Source organism: Methylotenera sp. (assembly GCF_036401095.1).
In the GTDB taxonomy this organism is placed as follows: Bacteria; Pseudomonadota; Gammaproteobacteria; order Burkholderiales; family Methylophilaceae; genus Methylotenera.
Window position 1 is genome coordinate 115,868 of the sequence record NZ_DASWWA010000016.1, and the last position, 18,470, is coordinate 134,337.

The 18,470-nt window shown below is 45.3% G+C and carries 17 protein-coding genes; 4 read left to right on the top strand and 13 right to left on the bottom strand.

Features of this window, described 5'->3' with window-relative positions:
• The first annotated feature begins 153 nt into the window (after window positions 1–153).
• Together eda and VGD82_RS09670 are read left to right on the top strand one after the other, a co-directional pair.
• The gene (gene eda, locus VGD82_RS09665; protein ID WP_015832665.1) at window positions 154–780 is read left to right on the top strand and encodes a bifunctional 4-hydroxy-2-oxoglutarate aldolase/2-dehydro-3-deoxy-phosphogluconate aldolase; all 627 of its coding nucleotides are present in this window, start codon (window positions 154–156) and stop codon (window positions 778–780) included.
• A gap of 112 nt (window positions 781–892) precedes the next feature.
• Window positions 893–1,555, top strand: a complete 663-nt coding sequence (locus VGD82_RS09670) for an HAD family hydrolase (RefSeq protein ID WP_331020192.1) — start codon at window positions 893–895, stop codon at window positions 1,553–1,555.
• On the opposite strand, the gene galE is transcribed toward VGD82_RS09670, so the two are convergent.
• The 12 genes from galE to VGD82_RS09730 form a co-directional block, all read right to left on the bottom strand.
• Window positions 1,536–2,519 (bottom strand): UDP-glucose 4-epimerase GalE, encoded by a 984-nt coding sequence (gene galE / locus VGD82_RS09675; RefSeq protein WP_331020193.1) that lies wholly within the window; start codon window positions 2,517–2,519, stop codon window positions 1,536–1,538. The genes VGD82_RS09670 and galE overlap by 20 nt on opposite strands.
• A gap of 47 nt (window positions 2,520–2,566) precedes the next feature.
• Window positions 2,567–3,319: a glycosyltransferase family 25 protein gene (locus tag VGD82_RS09680; protein WP_331020194.1), complete on the bottom strand. Its 753-nt coding sequence runs from the start codon at window positions 3,317–3,319 to the stop codon at window positions 2,567–2,569.
• A 47-nt stretch (window positions 3,320–3,366) separates the two neighbouring features.
• Window positions 3,367–4,032: a cytidylyltransferase domain-containing protein gene (locus tag VGD82_RS09685; protein ID WP_331020195.1), complete on the bottom strand. Its 666-nt coding sequence runs from the start codon at window positions 4,030–4,032 to the stop codon at window positions 3,367–3,369.
• Window positions 4,033–4,057: 25 nt separating this feature from the next.
• The gene (locus VGD82_RS09690) at window positions 4,058–4,993 is read right to left on the bottom strand and encodes a hypothetical protein (protein ID WP_331020196.1); all 936 of its coding nucleotides are present in this window, start codon (window positions 4,991–4,993) and stop codon (window positions 4,058–4,060) included.
• A 15-nt stretch (window positions 4,994–5,008) separates the two neighbouring features.
• Window positions 5,009–6,574, bottom strand: coding sequence for a hypothetical protein (locus tag VGD82_RS09695; protein ID WP_331020197.1), 1,566 nt, complete (start codon window positions 6,572–6,574; stop codon window positions 5,009–5,011).
• Window positions 6,575–6,578: 4 nt separating this feature from the next.
• Window positions 6,579–7,616 (bottom strand): lipopolysaccharide heptosyltransferase II, encoded by a 1,038-nt coding sequence (waaF, locus tag VGD82_RS09700; protein WP_331020198.1) that lies wholly within the window; start codon window positions 7,614–7,616, stop codon window positions 6,579–6,581.
• A 13-nt stretch (window positions 7,617–7,629) separates the two neighbouring features.
• Window positions 7,630–9,090 carry a bifunctional D-glycero-beta-D-manno-heptose-7-phosphate kinase/D-glycero-beta-D-manno-heptose 1-phosphate adenylyltransferase HldE gene (gene hldE / locus VGD82_RS09705; RefSeq protein ID WP_331020199.1) on the bottom strand — a complete coding sequence of 487 codons (1,461 nt, stop codon included), beginning with the start codon at window positions 9,088–9,090 and terminating at the stop codon, window positions 7,630–7,632.
• A 113-nt stretch (window positions 9,091–9,203) separates the two neighbouring features.
• A complete protein-coding gene (locus VGD82_RS09710) occupies window positions 9,204–9,767 on the bottom strand; it encodes an SIS domain-containing protein (protein ID WP_331020200.1) in 564 nt (187 codons plus the stop codon).
• Window positions 9,767–10,756, bottom strand: coding sequence for an ADP-glyceromanno-heptose 6-epimerase (gene rfaD / locus VGD82_RS09715; RefSeq protein ID WP_331020201.1), 990 nt, complete (start codon window positions 10,754–10,756; stop codon window positions 9,767–9,769). Before rfaD ends, VGD82_RS09710 begins: the two co-directional genes overlap by 1 nt.
• 79 nt (window positions 10,757–10,835) lie before the next feature.
• A complete protein-coding gene (gene hemH, locus VGD82_RS09720) occupies window positions 10,836–11,939 on the bottom strand; it encodes a ferrochelatase (RefSeq protein WP_331020202.1) in 1,104 nt (367 codons plus the stop codon).
• Window positions 11,940–11,990: 51 nt separating this feature from the next.
• Complete coding sequence (hrcA, locus tag VGD82_RS09725; protein ID WP_331020203.1) at window positions 11,991–13,013, bottom strand: heat-inducible transcriptional repressor HrcA; 1,023 nt, start codon at window positions 13,011–13,013, stop codon at window positions 11,991–11,993.
• A gap of 37 nt (window positions 13,014–13,050) precedes the next feature.
• A complete protein-coding gene (locus VGD82_RS09730) occupies window positions 13,051–14,940 on the bottom strand; it encodes a sulfatase-like hydrolase/transferase (protein ID WP_331020204.1) in 1,890 nt (629 codons plus the stop codon).
• A gap of 244 nt (window positions 14,941–15,184) precedes the next feature.
• Between VGD82_RS09730 and VGD82_RS09735 the strand changes: the two genes are divergently transcribed.
• Both VGD82_RS09735 and recN read left to right on the top strand, forming a co-directional pair.
• Window positions 15,185–16,054, top strand: coding sequence for an NAD(+) kinase (locus VGD82_RS09735; RefSeq protein WP_331020205.1), 870 nt, complete (start codon window positions 15,185–15,187; stop codon window positions 16,052–16,054).
• Window positions 16,055–16,248: 194 nt separating this feature from the next.
• Complete coding sequence (gene recN, locus VGD82_RS09740; protein WP_331020206.1) at window positions 16,249–17,901, top strand: DNA repair protein RecN; 1,653 nt, start codon at window positions 16,249–16,251, stop codon at window positions 17,899–17,901.
• Window positions 17,902–17,923: 22 nt separating this feature from the next.
• Here the strand turns inward: recN and fur are convergent, their stop codons facing one another.
• Window positions 17,924–18,349, bottom strand: coding sequence for a ferric iron uptake transcriptional regulator (gene fur / locus VGD82_RS09745; RefSeq protein ID WP_135278402.1), 426 nt, complete (start codon window positions 18,347–18,349; stop codon window positions 17,924–17,926).
• Between the last annotated feature and the right edge of the window lie 121 nt (window positions 18,350–18,470).

Consider the following 18,470-nt stretch of genomic DNA (forward strand, 5'->3'; position numbering starts at 1 on the left):
CTACGTTATTTAACCTTGCCGTACTAAACGTACTGTCTTCGGTTAAATGCCTTGCCTAAATGTGTTTTGAAACCGAATGGTTCGACCAAATAGACTTCACTCTAAAAGCGCAAACTTAACAAGAAATTTAAAATTTATTAAATAGGTAGAAAAATGAGTACATTAGATTTAGCTAATCACGGTCCAGTAATTCCAGTGATTGTGATTAACCGCGTAGAAGATGCTGTGCCAATGGCAGAAGCGCTACTTGAAGGTGGTATCAAGGTATTGGAAGTAACATTGCGTACATCATGTGCATTAGCCGGTATGGAGCAAATTGCTAAACACGTGCCAGATGCAATTTTAGGTTCAGGTACTGTGCGTAACCTTAAAGATGCGCAAGCTTCTAAAGATGCTGGCTGTCAGTTTGCAGTTAGCCCAGGCTACACCAGCGAGTTAGGTCAATACGCACGTAAAATTGGTTTGCCGTTGTTGCCAGGCGTATCTACTGGCTCTGAAATCATGATGGCAAATGCTGATGATTACTACTTCTTAAAACTATTCCCAGCGGTTGCTGTGGGTGGTATCAACCTATTAAAAGGTTTTGCTGGTCCATTCGGCGATGTGAAATTCTGCCCTACTGGCGGTGTAACAGTTGAAAGCGCACCACAGTTCTTGGCACTGCCTAACGTAGTAGTTTGCGGTGGTACATGGTTAACACCAGCTGATGCAGTAGCACGCGGCGATTGGGCGCATATTACTAAGTTAGCTAAAGAAGCGAGTGCAATTAAAGCCGCTTAACTGAATGCTGTGAGCTGGTGAGTGAGTTTCACTCAAGTTTAATATCAGCAAGCTATCATCGGGCTTTGTACTAAGTTTTAGTGCAAAGCCCTTTTTTATTGGGACTTAAAGTGTGCAGCTAGATATTAAAAAATATAAATCCATCGTATTTGACTGTGATGGTGTCGTGCTTGACTCTAACCTGGTTAAAACCGAAGCCTACTTTCGCACCGCTAAGAGCTTGGGAGCAACCGATGCGCAAGCGCAAGCGCTGGTTGATTACCACGTAAGGCTAGGTGGTATTTCGCGTTATCATAAGTTTGATTGGTACTTGCGTGAAGTGTTGAACCAGCCTGCAACGCAAGAGGCTGTGAAGGTGTTGTTAGATGAGTTTGCACGCGAGCTTGAAGTGGTGTTGATGGAGTGTGCTGTTGCTGAGGGCTTGCCCGCGCTACGTGCAGCCTCACCACAAGCTAACTGGATGATATTGTCTGGCGGTGACCAGCAGGAGATACGCACTTTATTTGCCAAGCGCGATTTAGCTAAATATTTTGATGGTGGCTTATTTGGCAGCCCGGATAATAAAGACACCGTGCTCGCACGCGAAAAAGAAAATGGTAACTTACAGTTCCCCGCATTATTTATTGGGGATAGTAAATATGACTTTGAAGCAGCCACGCGTGCTGGCCTAGATTTTGTATTTTTAAGCGGCTGGACCGAGGTGAAGGACTGGCAAAGCTTTTGCGCAGAACATCAGATTTTGGTGTTAGGGGCAATCAAGGATATGTGCCAGTAATTTTTTGTTCCCAATGCCATGCGTGCTGCACTATCGTTTCTAAGCTGGAAAGGTCAGGACTCCACCCTAACTCACGTTGTGCGCGTGTAGCGTCAGCAATCAGGCGTGCAGGATCACCATGACGGCGCGCGCTATTGATGATGTGGATAGGCTTCCCGGTGACCTGCTGTACAGTGTTAATCACCTCTTGTACCGAAAAGCCTTTGCCATTGCCTAGATTAAACTGGTTGCTTTGCTGTTGTTTTTCTAAGTACTGTAAGGCCAGCAAATGCGCTTTGCATAAATCCACCACGTGTATGTAATCTCGAATACAAGTACCGTCCTCCGTATCATAATCCCTGCCAAACACATGTATGTCATGTTTACGGCCTGAGGCTACCTGCAGTAGCAAGGGGATGAGATGCGTTTCAGGGTCATGACGTTCGCCAAGCTGACCTTCTGGATCTGCGCCAGCAGCGTTGAAGTAACGCAGGCAGATCGACTTTAAGCCAAAAGCTAAATCATAGTCAGCTAATACCTGTTCTATGATCCATTTGGACTTGCCATAAGGGTTAACAGGTTGCTTAGGGTGTAGCTCGTCTATGGGTACAGCATTAGGCTCGCCAAAGATTGCTGCGGTGGATGAAAAAATGAATTTCTTGACATCATGCTTCAGCATTACGTTGAGCAGGTTAAGCGTATTGGTGACATTGTTTTGATAGTAAATGTCAGGCCGCTTGACCGACTCGCCCACTTGAATGTATGAGGCAAAATGCATCACTGCTTCTGGCCGATGTTGGCTAAATACTTGGTCTAAAGTAGTAGAGTCGGCCAAGTCACCTTGTATAAACTCACCGCCTAGTACCGCATCGCGATGACCGCTGGAAAGGTTGTCAAAAGTAACGACTTGATGACCTGCAGCTAGCAGCATTTTTAACATGTGCGAGCCAATATAACCTGCGCCACCGACTAACAGTATCTTCATCTTATGTAAGCAAAGTATTTTAAATTTTTATTTAGGCTTTAGCCTAGCTAGCTGGCCAATGTGCCATATCTAACGTTGGCTAGCCAACGTTTGCTGCGTCTAAGCAGGCTCTTCCAGTTGTATTTTTTTCTTCTGGCCATTTGGCTAATGTCGCTGACTTCATCGGGTGCTTGGTATGCAACCGGTGGTTCTACCAGTAAGGTTTTTACGTGATTCTGTAGCTGTTTGGCGTAGAAGTCATCGATGGTCATACTGGCCTGTGGGGCCTCATTGATGATTTTGTCGTAGATGCTGGCCCTTACCATATAGGCGTGGGTCAAGGTGATGCCGGTCACGGCGACTAAGTTTTTGCTTTTACGCTCGCGTAGGCCATATTTCTTTTGATTGCCACCTAAGTAAAGCATATCCCAATCTAGGTCACCTACCTGCTGCATAACGCGTTGCATCACGGTATTAGTGTAAGGCTCAAACTCACAGTCATCTTCCAAGATCAGCACATATGGCCAGTTTTGGGCTTTTGCATGCCTAATCACAGCTACATGGCTGGATAAGCAGCCCCACATCGCCTTAATTTGATGCTCAGCATTTTGCGCTTCGTTCTTACGCTGCAGTGCGGCCATAATTTTGGCCTTAAAGCTTGCTGGGGGCGGGTTGTCTTGCAGCTTTTCAAATGACACCGCAGAAAATCTTTGTGCATCCACGATGTTCACTTTGTTAAACTGGGCTTGCATACCATCCCAGCGGTCAGGACGAGAGTCTAGGTTAATACAGCAAATGTATTGAAAGAAAGGTAAGTTCATATTCTGCTTCTTGAGGTGGCTTGATGGCTAGTTGCTGCGAATGGCAGTTAGTCGTTGTTGCCATGAATCTTGGTATAGATATGGCGCGCAAGCTCAAAGTCCTCATGGTAATCAATATCAACCACCATATTGTCTGAAGCAAATAGGTAAGGATTGACGCCTATGTGGTAATTAAAGCGGTTAACCGTAGTGCGTTTTAAAATAAACAAGCTCCACAATACAGAGTACAGCTTAGGTAGGTCTTGAGATACTTTATGCCAGTAGCCAAAGCTATAGTTGACCGGGTTACCTTTGTCATCAAGCAAATGGCCTTTAAACGGTTTGACTGCGACTAATGAATCATAATCATCACGTACCTTTTCCCACTCTGCCAGCGCTTCTTTAAACTGGTTAAATAGCGGTGATGTGACTTGTATCCACATGATGTCATCATCGCCCGGCAATGGCTCGGTAAGTGCTTTAACCAAGTCCGGCTGATAGATTTTATTGCCGGTTAAAGACGGGTCTCTCAGCATAAAATGAAAACCGTATTTTTCACATAGCGGGCGCACTTTTTCTTCATCTTCTGAAGACACATAGACATTGTCTGCTGATTCAAACTCTAAAATCTGCTTTGCCTTGATATCAAACAAAGAATCGTCGTTATAAAAAGGACGAATGTTTTTTAACGGAATACGTGTAGAGCAGGTTTGTAGCGGAATGATAATTTTCATATTGTGTGCTGGTGCAATTTAATAGTTATTTTTGATGATGTACTGTAGCCAGATCTAGTGCTTGTTGCATACTAATTTTCGGAATAATCTCATGTGGTAGTGTACTATCTTTTGACAGATTATAAACCTCAAATCCAATAGCTGAGCTTGCACGCTTAGCTTGCTCAAAGCAAACGCGTATATAGGGCTCGTAGTCGCGCATAAAGTCAGGTGGCGCATTATTGCCGTCAGCGTAAAAATGCTTTTTACCGGTGCCGCCTAAGTCCATACCAATAATAAAATTCTGCTGATACCCTAATGCTGGCGCTAGCTGGGTTGCCCAAGTGGCGACTGTTTTTCCCGAAAACAGGCCTTTTTTCAGATTGGCACTAAAGCCAACGGACCTACATAATTCTGAGAACTTTGCATCTAAAAATACTTCAGCATCGTTTGCAGCTTCTTTCAGTAAATCGCTTTTGCTGATACGAGGCACACCAAACTTTCTAGAGATGGATTCGATGAGAAAAATATTGCCGTGCTGGAGTAACTCCGGTTCTCGCTCACATATTCTGGATAAACCCACGTATGAGAAAAAGCAGTTTGCACCAGACAGGATAGAGTCTCTAATGCATGCCCACTGGTTTTCAAAGACTCGGCGATCCACCACAATGCAGTGCGTTGGTTTTAAGCCTGCATCGATAAATTTTTTAATGGCGCAATTTAGGCTAATCGTGTCAAAAGTCGCGAGTTGTTTGAGGTCGACTTCAGTTAAGGAGGGGCCGGTGGCCACAGTAAAGCATGCGCCCGTGTATTGATGGCTTAAGGTGTGTGCAAACGCTATATCAGCAATTGCTTTGCCTTTCCATACAATGGTACAGCGGTCTGCATCACGCTTAATGTCAAAATCAGGGTGGCAGCTATACTGGTGTTTGAATTTTTCACCTAAGCGCAGACGGCGAAAAATAGAGATAAGCTTGTTCATTGTCTTGAATGCCTGTTACTGCTTAACATAAAGCATAATCTTCTTTTTTTGATTAACACCGTAAAACTCTTTTTCCAATCGATACTGGCTTAATTGCTCACGGATAAGCTTTTGTTGCTGAGCGCTGTTTTCATCTGCTTCAGCATAAAGCATCAAATAATCATAATGATAGATAGAGCCGTCTTTGATGGCATCTAGCGTTAGTTTCCAGTGGTCTGAGTGTCGGCCATTAAAATGGGCGCCTGCATAAAACACAGTTTTATCTGTCACAAAGAAAATTCTATCGTTAGTAATATTTTTTTGCTTTACGTAAGTAACCGCGTCTTGCTCAAAAGTGTAGCCTGCTTTTTTAGGCAGGGTATTCTTGATATAGGATGCACTAAAAATAACGATTAAACCTATGGTGAGCCATTTGTGCCATGGGCGATTAAATGTGTTGGTACGCAACTTGTTAATGAGTGACGTTAGGCAAAACGCTGCAAAAATAAGCGCGATAAATCCTATAGTAACGATGTACCTATTGGATAATACAAACACTCTAGCCATGCTAGCGCTGGCGTTGATAATGCTAATCGCGCTTACAGTGTAAAAAATAATACGCGTATCGGCTTGTAGTGGGAGCGCCAGTGAGGTTTGCTGTGTGTGATTAAGTGCATTGCGATTGAGCGCATAAAGTGCAATCACTGGCCAGCTAATGATACTGGCAAGTTTTAATAGCAAAATGCTGATTAGGCCCGCTATCAAGGCAATGAGGCCATAGTCTTCAAAATATCCCCCAAGCACGTTCCCCATCATCGCTGCTTTGACGTTAAATGCATTAGAAACATCCGATGCCAGAGAAATAACCTCTTTGATTCGGCCAAAGTCACTGAGGGTGACTGCAGGCGAGAACAGTAACATTGCTAATATACATAGCGCCGCTAGTATGGATAGGCTGTTAATTAACAAAAACTGACTGAGTTTTTGTTTGAAGCCTAGGTCATGGCGTAGCCATAAAATGAACGGTAGGCCGATCAGGAAGGTAATGCCTTCAATTCTGAACAGCATTGCAACGATGGTTGATAGCTGCCAGAGCAGGGCATCGCTGATTTTTTGCGTACGATAATACTGCACAAAAAATACCAAGCTGGTTAAGAACGCCGCCCAGAAGCCTTGGTCACGTAACAGCATAGGCAGTACATCGCCAACGATATAGGGTGTGCTTAATAGCAGAAATACACCGCAAGCGATGGTGAGCTTATTGCCACCAGCAAGCTTAATCAGATAGCTGAAACTAAAAGTGCTAATCGCAAAAAATACAATATCCAGCACTTGCGCCGAGGTATGGATGCTTAGCCCCGTGATGCGATGCACTGCACTAATTAGCAGCGAATACAAAGGCCAGTTAAATACTGCAACCCCTTGTTTAAACTCACCGATTGCAAATAATCTGGCAGACTCAAAATAGAGCAAAGAATCTACGTTAATCCAGCCATGTTGAATATACAGGATGCGCCAAGCCGTGATGACCGCTAATAACGACATCAATAAAATGAATTTTTTATCACTTAATTGTTGAATGTAAGCTGAAATCTTTTGCATCTGGCTACGCTAAAAACTTAATATCTTGAATAATGGATTGCGGCGTCAGCTTTTTTAAGCAGGCTAGGTGTGCATCAGGTTCACTTAACGGGCACAGACGTTTAAAGCAGGGGCTGCAGTTTAAGCCCAAGTATGCGACTACCGCATCTGGATGCATTGGTGGTGTGTGGTGTGGGTCACTTGAGCCATAAATCGCAATCACTTTTTTATCCAGCGCTGCGGCAACGTGCATTAAACCGGAGTCGTTACTGATGACCGTATCGCACAGCGACATTAAATCAATAGCGTCACCTAATTTTGTTTTACCGCCGAAATCTAGGCAGCGGTTGTTAGCAAGCCGATTGATTTCTTGAGTCACAGGCAGGTCTTTTTCTGAGCCAAACAGCCATACTTGCCAACCGTGGCTTAATGCCGCATTGGCGACCTCTGCATAGTATTCTGCTGGCCAGCGCTTGGCTTCACCGTATTCCGCACCTGGGCATAGCCCCAACACTTTTGTCGTAGGTGCATTCTGCCCTAAATTGGACAAAGCTTGCAGTGCATTGTTGCTGTCGGCAATCAGACGCGGGTTGGGAATGCTGGCGTTGTTTTGTCCCTGCGATTGATTTTTATCTGCGCCTAAAGCTACAAACCTATCCACGGTGCGCGGCAGCTTGGCTTTATCTAATGGGCGGATATCATTGAGCAAGCCGTAGCGGCACTCGCCCAAAAAGCCGGTGCGCTGTGAAATGCCCGCAGCCAAAGGTAAAATAGCTGATTTCAGCGAGTTTACCAAGGTGATGGATTGCGTATAGCCTTGTTTTTTAAGGGATAAGCCAAATTTTATACGATCTAACAGGGCTGGTTGACCATGCTTGAATGGTAGTGCAATGCCGCGGTTAATTTCAGGCATGCGCGCAATTAACGGTAATGTCCATGCTGGCGCCGCAACATCAATGATGGCATTTGGGCGTTGTGTTTTGAGCGTTTGGAACAGGCTGTGTGCAAGCACCATATCGCCCACCCAAGATGGGCCGAGAATTAAGATTTTTTCAGCAGACATTTTTAGTACAGTATTAACTCTCAAGTTTTTTGATGATGTTGCTGGTGCTACGACCTGCCACTAAGTCAATTAACGCAATTTCACCGCCCCATGACTCTACCTCTTTGCCGCCCACTACTTGGTCTGCTGTATAGTCGCTGCCCTTGGCAATCACATGCGGTTTTACCGCGTTAATTAAGTTCAAGGGTGTGTCTTCGTCAAACAAAATAACGGCGTCTACAGATTCCAACGCAGCAAGCACGCGTGCGCGATCATTTTCATGCACTACTGGGCGGGTTGGCCCTTTCAGCGCGCTGACTGAGCGATCGGTATTTAAACCTAAAATCAGTTTGTCTCCACGTTTTTTTGCAGCTTCTAAATACGTTACATGGCCAGCATGTAGTAAATCAAAACAGCCGTTAGTGAACACGATTTTTTGTGCGGCTTTTTTCCAAGTCTCAACTTTTTGTATGAGCTGAGCTAAATCGCATACTTTATGTGCCTGTTCTGAAGATTGTTCGCTGGCTAAAGCCTCAATTAACTCATCGCGGTTAATCGGCACTGTACCTACTTTGCCAACCACTACACCTGCTGCAATATTGGCAAGCTGCAGTGCCTCTAATGGGCTGAGCGCGTGGATTAAGCCGGCAGCTAGTGTGGCAATCACTGTGTCGCCCGCGCCAGATACATCAAACACTTGTTTTGCGGTGGCCGGCAATAAGTGGCTATCAGCATCAATCAGAGAGATACCTTCTTCGCCGCGGGTGACCACCAAGAAATCTAGGTTCAGCGTGTTTTTAAGCGCGGTGGCTTTTTCAATTAGGCTGGCATCATGAATAGAGGTGCCGCAAGCTTCAGCCGTTTCCTTTTTGTTAGGAGTGAGTGCGGTGGCACCTTGGTATTTAGAGTAATCATGGCCTTTGGGGTCAACCAGCACGGTGATGCCGTGTGCATGACATTGCGAAATTAGCTGTTGGCAGATATCTGCGCTTAATAAGCCTTTTGCGTAGTCAGATAAAATAACCACGGCAGGTTTGCGTGCGATTTCTGCATTAATTGCGTTTAATAGCTGCGCGTTTTCATCTGGACTGAAGGTTGTGTTGTCTTCCTGGTCGAGTCGCATCATTTGCTGATGCCCACCTAAAATGCGGGTTTTGGCTACGGTCGGGCGCTGCTTGGAGCGAATCACATGCTCAACATTGATATTGGTTGAAGCCATTAAGTTAAGCAGAATATCGGCTTCGATGTCGGTGCCTACACAGCCAATAACGTGCGTGTTGATGCCAAGTAACGATAAATTGGCTGCAACATTTGCCGCACCGCCAGCTCTGTCCTGCTGCGACTTGATTAAAACCACAGGTACGGGTGCCTCTGGAGAGATGCGGTTCACTTCGCCCATTAAATAGCGGTCGAGCATGACATCACCAATCACGAGTGCGTGTTGAGTGAAGTTGCCAAAATGTTTAACTGTGTCTAGAAGTTTTTGCTGGGTCATGGTGGAGGAGATTATACATCTAAGAATACGATATGCATTTTGTCATGCCGATGAAAATCAGCATTGGATGTGCAGGTGATATGGATTGAGCACACTAGTCTCAATCCATAGCTTTAAGCAGACTCTAGAATTTCGCAGAGTGAGTGCCCGACAAAAATATGCGCCTCTTGAATCCGCGCGGTGACGCTAGATGGAATCACTATATTGTAAGTACATAGCTCATTTAGTTTACCGCCTGTGCCGCCGGTTAAACCCACCGTGGTGGCGCCAATCGCGTTAGCGGCCTCGATTGCGCTCACTACATTGGCGCTATTGCCGCTAGTGGTAAGCCCGATTACTAGGTCTTCTGGGCGGCATAACGCTTCAATCTGCCGCGCAAAGATGTAGTGGTAGCCATAGTCGTTACCGACAGAAGTAAGAATGGAGGTGTCTGTGGTGAGCGCGATTGCGGGCATGCCTTTACGTTCTTTTTTAAATCTGCCCACAATTTCTGCTGCAATGTGCTGGCTATCAGCTGCGCTGCCGCCATTGCCCATCAGTAAGATTTTGCCGCCACTTTTAATGGTGTTTTGCATGGCAATACCTACATCACTAATCAGCGGAAACAGTGGCTCCAGTGCATTAAACATCGCCATATGGGCGGCGTGTTCGTCTTTTAGGTAGTTAACATACTTCATTAGCAGTATTTATCCTCTTGCATTAAGTAGTTCTGTACGTAGTCGCGCACACCATCCTCAAGGCTGTGGAAGGGTTGGGTGTAGCCGGTGCTGGCCAATTTTTGCATGACTGCCTCGGTAAAGTATTGATACTTACCCTGTAAATCTTGAGGCATATCCACATAGGTAATGTGCGGCTCACGCTGCATGCCTTGCATGACACTGGTGGCTAAATCTTTAAAGCTTCTAGCGTGGCCTGTACCGATGTTATAAATACCATTTGGCACGCCTTTTTTAGCTATGGCCGCAGTCACAAAGTGGTTCACTACCGCCGCGGCATCTTTGACATAGACAAAATCACGCATTTGCATGCCGTCTTCAACACCAGCCTTGGTGCCTTTAAATAGCTTCATGGTACCAGTTGCACTGAACTGGTTAAACGTATGAAACGCAACGCTGGCCATACGCTCTTTATGGTATTCGTTTGGACCATATACATTAAAGAACTTAAAGCCGGCCCAAGACGGCGGTGTAGGTAAGTTTTTGCTGACTTGGCGTAAAGCCCACTGGTCAAAAAAGTGTTTGGAATAGCCGTAACCGTTAAGTGGTCTCAGGTTGTCTATACTAGCGTCGTCATACCCCAAGTTGCCGTCGCCGTAAGTTGCGGCAGAGCTTGCATAGAAGAACGGCACTTGCTGGTTGGCACACCAGGTCCATAGGTTTTGGGAATACTGGATGTTAGCCTCAACCAGTTTGTTAAAGTCGCGCTCAGTAGTCGCGCTAATCGCGCCCATATGAATAACGGCTTCAATGTCCGTGCGGCCTTCCAGCCAAGACATGAGTTGGTCTTTATCAAGATAATGTGCATAGTGGCGATGCGCCAGATTTTGCCATTGTTCTTCGTGTGTGATGCGGTCTACGATCACTAAATCATCACGTTGAAGCTTGGTATTTAGATGCCATGCGATGATAGAACCTATCATGCCAGCGCCGCCAGTAATTACAATCATTGCTCAGTACCTAAATCATTATTACGCCACAAAAGTAAGCAGCGTTTTTGAAGTTGTAAAGCGTTCAGTATAACGCTTATTAATTGTTGACTAAACCTTGCGCCCTTAATTTTGTCATTTCTGCTTCTTTTTTAGCCGTATCCGCATCCCAATCGGCGCTCACCCAACCGTGCAGGTTTTCCAGCGCGATGGTAGTCATGGCATGTATCCATGCATCATTTTCGTTGAGAGCTGGGATGTAGTGGTAGTCGCCACCACCGCTGCTTTGGAAGATATGCTTACCTTCCATTGCGATTTCTTCCAGCGTTTCTAAGCAGTCACTGGAAAAGCCCGGGCAAACAACATCAATACGACTGACCTTGGCTTTGCCTAGAGATTCTAATATGGAGGCTAGGTATGGTTTTAGCCACTCTTGCTTACCAAATCTGGACTGAAACGCGATGATATATTCATCTTGATTAAGGCCTAATGCGCTTGCCAGCAGGCGTGCGGTTTTGTGGCATTCACAGTGGTACATATCGCCTTTGAGCAAATGAAACTTAGGCACACCATGAAAGCTCATCACTAATTTATTAGGTTTACCATTAATGCGCCAGTGTTCACGTACGCTTTGCGCTAGCGCTTCAATATACGCAGGGTGGTCATGATAGTGCTTGATGGTGCGAATCGCTGGCATATTGCGTGTTTTAAGCAGTACACGCCAAACTGCATCTAATGCACTTGCGGTGCTGCTGGCTGCGTACTGTGGGTAAAGTGGAAATACCAGTATGCGGTCACAGTGCTGGGCTTTTAGTTTCTGTATTGCGCTTTCCATAGAAGGGTTACCGTAGCTCATGCCTAATTCCACGGTAAAGGGTGACTTAATTTTTTGTGCTAAAAAGCCACGTAATAGCAGTGTTTGTTTCTTCGCATGTACCAGTAAGGGAGAGCCTTCGCTGGTCCATACGCTGGCGTATTTCTCAGCGGATTTTTTTGGCCTGATTGCTAGAATAATGCAGTTTAAAATAAACCACCAAATCAGACGCGGAATCTCCACGATACGGCGGTCGCTTAAAAACTGGCGCAGATAAGGGCGTAATGCTTGCGCTGTCGGTGCGTCTGGCGTACCTAGATTCGCCAGTAGAATGCCTACCTTGAGTTGATCGCCGTGCTCATATTTTGATTCAGGGTTGTAATATGCCATGTTGCCAGTCTTTAATGTAAATGGTTGTCTGATTGCTTTGTATGCGACACGCTATGTTGATGAAAGTGCGTTTGACAGCAGTTTGGCGGTGATATCCACAATGGGAATCACGCGTTCATATGCCATGCGTGTCGGGCCAATTACTCCAAGCGTACCTACAACTTGCCCATCTGCTTCATACGGCGCAGTAATCATGCTGCATTCGTCTAGGGGTAAGTAGCCACTTTCGCCGCCAATAAATATTTGTATACCATCTGCACGTTGACTGTTGTCCAATAACTGCATTAGGCTAGTGCGGCGTTCAAAAATTTCAAATAACTTGCGTAGGCTTGCAACGTTGGTAGATAGGTCATCTACTTGTAATAAATTACGCTCGCCAGCAATTACCACGCCATCCTCATCGCCCTTTTTACTGCTTGCCTCTAGTGCCGCTGTCATGAGTTGATTCATGTCATTTTGCATTTGCTTAAGTTCTGCATGCAGTTTTTGTTGCACCTCTTCAAAAGTATGGCCAGAAAAGTGCGCATTAAAATAGTTACCTGCCTGCGTCAGTTCACTGGCGCTAAAGGTTTTTTCAGTGAGGATAATGCGGTTTTGCACGTTGCCATCACTGGTGACGATGATGACGAGTATTCTTTTATCAGAAAGCGTCAAAAATTCCAGATGTTTAAATGCAATGCGTTTGTGTTTGGGCGTCATGATTACGCCGGCAAACTGGGTAAGTTGCGACAACATGTCTGCCGCATTGGTAATTAGCTCATTAGGATTGGGCGATGCTAAGCCAGTTTTAAGCTGCTGTAATATTTGCGACTCTAACGGTTTTACCGTGAGCAGAGAGTCTACAAATAAACGATACCCCTTTTGCGTGGGGATGCGGCCTGCTGATGTATGGGGGCTAGCGATAAACCCCTGTTGCTCTAAATCGCTCATGACATTGCGAATAGTGGCAGGGCTTACATCTAAGCCTGAATGCTGCAATAAGGTACGAGACCCGATCGGTTGACCATCACTAATGTAATGCTCAACCAGGGTTTTGAGTAAAATTTGCGCACGTTTGTCTATACTGGAGCTCATGCGCAAATTATCGGTCAGTTAGCCTGATAAGGCAATGTTATCGGGGTGGTGCTGGTGCTTTAGCATCTTTTTTCTTGAAGAACTTGCTTAAATCTTGCACCAACTGCAGCATGGCTGGCTGTTTCGTCTGCAATATCGCTTTACGTTCATCATGAGGTAGCGCGCTGTCATCGCCTCTGCTGGCTGTCATAAGTGCAAAGCTTTTGGCATTCACCGGCTGGGTGATTTTGACCTCATCATCCACGTAAGTAACTTTATCCCAATCTGAGACATAAGTATGGTTACGTTTTTCGCCAGCCAGCAAGTTATAGCCGGTAGCGTAGTCGCTGCTTGGGTTGGTCACGCCGAGTAAAGGCATGATGGTTGGCACGATGTCCATGTGGCTCGTCATTTGGTCGCTCACTAGCGGCGCTGAGTTCGGTTTATAAATAACGAGTGGCGTACGCACCTGCTGGTCTACAAAAGTTGAGTTATGCCCCCAGAAGCCATGCTCCATAAACTCTTCGCCGTGGTCGCCTACTAGAATGACAATGGTGTTATCCAATAGCTGGTGCTGCTTGAGGTAGTCGAAGATGCGACCGTATTGCATATCTAAGTGATGCACAGAATTGATGTAGCGATTTTTAATCGGAATAATGTCGTTACGTAATGCAGTTTTGCTTAAAGTCGCGTAATTAAGGTCATCACGGTATGGTGTTGCAATCACGCTTTCGGGCGGAAAGTAATAACGCGCGTGCGGTGATTCAAAAAACATAAAAGTGAAAAATGGTTTGGTTTTGTCTCGGTTATCAATAAACGACAGTAAGCTTGTGACGTTGTTACGGTCATTTTCCCAGCCACTCGCGCCTTTGTTGTTGTCGTGCAACAGATTGGTTGGCACGTGCGCAAAAATAGTCTTATCAAATTCCGGGTAAGAGAATTTAGCGCTGGTATAAAAACTCATTTGGTACTGCTGTTGTTCCAATACATCGATAATTGCAGCACCGCGGCGCTCTTCTAAAAATGGAAACCAATAGTTTCCAGGCATGGCAGTAAACATGCCAAACACGCCCATGCGCGTGCCATTGCCGGTGCTGTAGTTACGTGTAAACCTGGCTGCCCCTTTTGCAAACTCCCAGCTATTAGGCATGATTCTTTCGTTGAGGGTATCTGCGCGCCAAGACTCAGAAGTTAGCCAAATAATATTGTATGGCTTGGCAGGTTGTTTGAATTGGATAGGGTTAAGTGGGTAGTTGAGCTTACCTTTTAGTTTAATTTTAGCTTCACGTTGTGTGGTAAAGCCAAGGCTTTTAAAGAAGCCTCTAGCCGATACGGTTTGGTAAAAGGGAATTGCCTGCGCAACTACGTTTAATTGATTTGTTGTGTAACTATCTAACGCAAAGCCCATATGCACAAGCACTGTGGCAATGAGTGCGGTGGCAGGTAAGAATTTGAATGATAACTTTGGGGTTGATTTTTTTACATACAGGCGGTGTGCTAGCCATAAAATAGCAGCCTGTAAGCTGATGAAGCCCACTGTAATCAGTGCAAAGCCGACATCAGAAGCGCTGCTGCCACCTAAAGACTCGATGCCGCCCGGCGTGGACACTAGGTTGAAAATAAACCCATTAAAGAACATGCCGTAAAGTGAAAAGAGTTTGGCATTTGCATACATTAGCAAGGTGGTAATGCCGCCAGTAATGACCGCAGTGAGGTAGGCCGCGCTGCTATTTTTACTGATAAATCTGACCAGCGCAGTAACGCCAATAGCTGGTAGTAAGTAATATAAGCCATATAGCAACCATGTAACTAGCATGTAGCCAAAAGGCAATAAGCCATCTTGAAGAATACTTGTAAAAGGGATTGAGTCAGATACAAGGAACAGTACTACTACATAAGTGAGTAAGAAATATGTTTTCAGTATGTTAGTTTGATTTGAAGCCGTCATATATATATTTGTTATTTGATAATGTTAGATTGGGGTGTATAAGCAAAAAATACGCCAGTACAACTTTCTTATATTTTATTAAGCTAACTTATTGTTTATTATATTTAATTTAATAATGTTGGCACGTTGCCATGCGGCTAGCAGGCTATTATGACGCAAAAAATGTAGAGGTGGATGATATTTATTGCATGCTATGTATGGTTTTCGCTTTGCTAAGATTTCATGACTATGTTTTAATTCTGCCGTGCAGACAAACTTTAAAAAAATAGCGCTTATCGGCAAATATATGAATGTATCGGCTTTACAGTTGATGCAGGCAGATTTAGCTGATTTAGCTCGACATTTATCCGCTAAAAACTATGAGGTGTGGATTGAGGAAAATACTGCACACCATGCCATGCTTGCAGGCTACCAAACGCTTGCTATAGGAGAAATCGGTCAAGTTGCAGATCTCGCAATCGTGATGGGTGGTGACGGCACCATGCTCAGCGTCGCCCGTAGCTTAATTGACGCGGATGTTCCTTTGGTGGGTATCAATCGTGGCCGTTTTGGTTTTTTAACCGACTTGCGCGCAGAAGATATGTTGGCGGAGATCGATCGCATTCTTGCGGGAGACTCCATTAAAGAGCCGCGTATGCTGTTATCTACCGATGTGGTGAGAGATAACCAGGTCATTTACAGTAGTCATGCCCTAAATGACGTGGTGATTAAAAGTGGCTTGCGCTTAATCGAACTGGAAATCGAAATCGATGGCAAGTTTGTTTACAAGCAGCGCAGTGATGGTCTGATTATAAGCACGCCAACCGGCGCTACAGCCTATGCTTTGTCTGCAGGTGGTCCGATTTTACATCCTAATTTAGAAGCAATCTCACTGGTGCCAATCTGTCCGCATACACTGAGTAACCGCCCAATTGCGGTGAATAGTGCGAGCAATATTGTGGTCACAGTGGTGCAATTTGATGAAGCGCAGTTAAGCTTTGATGGTCAATTCCAACTAGGGTTGGAAGTGGGCGATAAAATTGCAGTACGCCGTGCAGAGAAAACAATCTCACTGCTACACCCTGTAGAGTACTGCTATTTTGATATGCTCAGAAATAAACTCAACTGGGGTTAATGTCTCTCGCTTCCATTGGCTTGCTGGTGTTATGCCACTTAGGCAAAAAACGATGCAATAGCTAGTGTGTGATGGTCTGCAACAACAGTCGAACAACCTTAAATCGTATTCATGATGTATGCGCTGTTATAAATCTACTGCACTGCTCTAAGCCTTGTCATTTTGATGTGGCAATAAAATGGACTAATTGAATTATGCTACAAACACTTTCAATTCGCGATTTCGTCATTGTTGATCAGCTTGATCTGGATTTTCAATCTGGATTTACGGTGCTGACGGGTGAAACTGGCGCAGGTAAATCTATTCTGATTGATGCATTGTCTTTGGCCTTGGGCGCTCGTGGCGAAGGCGGCATTACGCGTGCTGGCTGCGATAAAGCCGAGATTAGCGCATGTTTTTCATTAAACAATAATATTGAAGCTCAAGCATGGCTGGCCGAGCAGGAAATTGCGCAAGATGAGCCTGAGCTGTTGCTACGCCGTGTTATCTATGCAGACGGTCGCTCACGCGCGTTCATTAATGGCAGCCCGGCAACTATGCAGCAACTTAAAGAGTTGAGCGAGTTTTTGGTGGATATTTATAGCCAGAATGCGCATCATTCATTGCTTAAGTCAGCCACGCAGCGCCAAGTTCTAGACGAGTTTGGCGGTTTATTGGATGAGGCAAAGGGTGTTGCCGAGCATTACAAGCGCTGGTATCACCTACATGGCTTGCGCTTGGAGTTGGAGAGAAATGCTGAAGCGTATGCTGATGAGTTGGCATTGCTGCGTGATAATGTCCGTGAACTCTCTGCACTGGCGTTTGATCCTCAGGAATGGGAGGCGCTGCAGCATGAGCACTTGCTGCTGTCAAATGGCGCCAGCTTAATTACCAGCGGAGAAACTTGTTTGGATTTGCTGAGTGAAGGGGAGTTGTCCGCACTAAATTTATTAGCACAAGTGCAGCATCATCTGCAAAATATGCAGACTTATGATATTAGTTTGGCAGAAGTTTCTGAATCGCTTGATTCTGGCGTGATTCAATTGCAAGAAGCGAGCCGTTCTTTAAATCGCTACATTCAACGTATGGAGCTGGACCCTGCGCGCTTGAGCGAGGTGGATGCAAGAATACAGTCAATACACGCGGCCGCGCGTAAGTACAGGTCAAGAGTAGAAGACTTACCAAGCTTACTCCAAAGCTGGCAGGCGAGAATGGCGGAGTTGTCTAATTTTGCAGACGATGGCGCGCTTGCCGAGCAGGAGCGTTTGGCTTTTAGTGAATATACAAAACTAGCAGAAACTTTAAGTGCTGGTAGAGCGAAAGCTGCTGCAGTATTGCATCAAAAAATCACTGCTGAAATGCAGCGCTTGTCTCTAAGTGGGGGTCAATTTTCGGTGGCATTAACGCCTGTTGCGCCTAGTGTTAACGGCTTGGAGCAGGTCGAGTTCTTGGTTGCAGGGCATGCTGGCGTTGCACCACGCCCGCTAAGTAAAGTAGCTTCCGGCGGCGAGTTGTCTCGTATCAGTTTGGCGATCCGTGTGGTTACTGCGCAGCAAGGCAGCATTCCAACGATGATTTTTGATGAAGTTGACGTTGGTATTGGTGGTGGCGTGGCCGAAGTTGTCGGCAACTTGCTGAAGCAGTTGGGTGAGCAGCGACAAGTGTTAGTAATTACACACTTGCCGCAGGTGGCCGCACTTGGTAAGCATCATTTACGCGTAAGTAAGTCGCAAGTGGACGGTCAAACTTTAAGTACGATTGCGGCATTAAGTGCCGCCAGCCGTGTAGAAGAGGTTGCGCGCATGTTGGGCGGTATTGAGCTTACCGAAACAACAAGGCAGCATGCGAAAGAAATGTTGTTAGGCTAACTTTGGCTTGCAGCTTGGTTGTTTAGTCTTTGCTCTCGCAAGGCTGTTTAGTGCAAACACCGTAAATGGTCAGTGAGTGGTCTTGCATGGTAAAACCTAATTTTGCCGCAGCGCTTTCTTGTCTTTTCTCGATTTCCGGATCATAAAACTCCTCAACGCGACCGCATTTAATACAGACGATGTGGTCGTGATGTCCGCCGCTATTAAGTTCGAATACTGCTTTGCCACTTTCAAAGTGGTGCCTAATCAATAAGCCAGCTTGCTCAAACTGTGTGAGTACGCGATATACCGTCGCTAAGCCTACATCTTCACCAGCGTTGATCATAATTTTATAGATATCTTCGGCAGATAAGTGTCGGTCTTTGCTGTTTTCAAACAGGTTTAACACCTTAAGTCGTGGTAAGGTGGCTTTTAGCCCAGCATTTTTTAAATCTTTTTGATCTTGCATGATTTTGGAATATTCACAATTAATAAGGTGGATGTTTTGGCTTCAGTCGCTACGTGGTATATTAACGCCAATTCAAATTAAAGTCATGATATGCGTTATTTTTCTACTTTACGTTATCTAG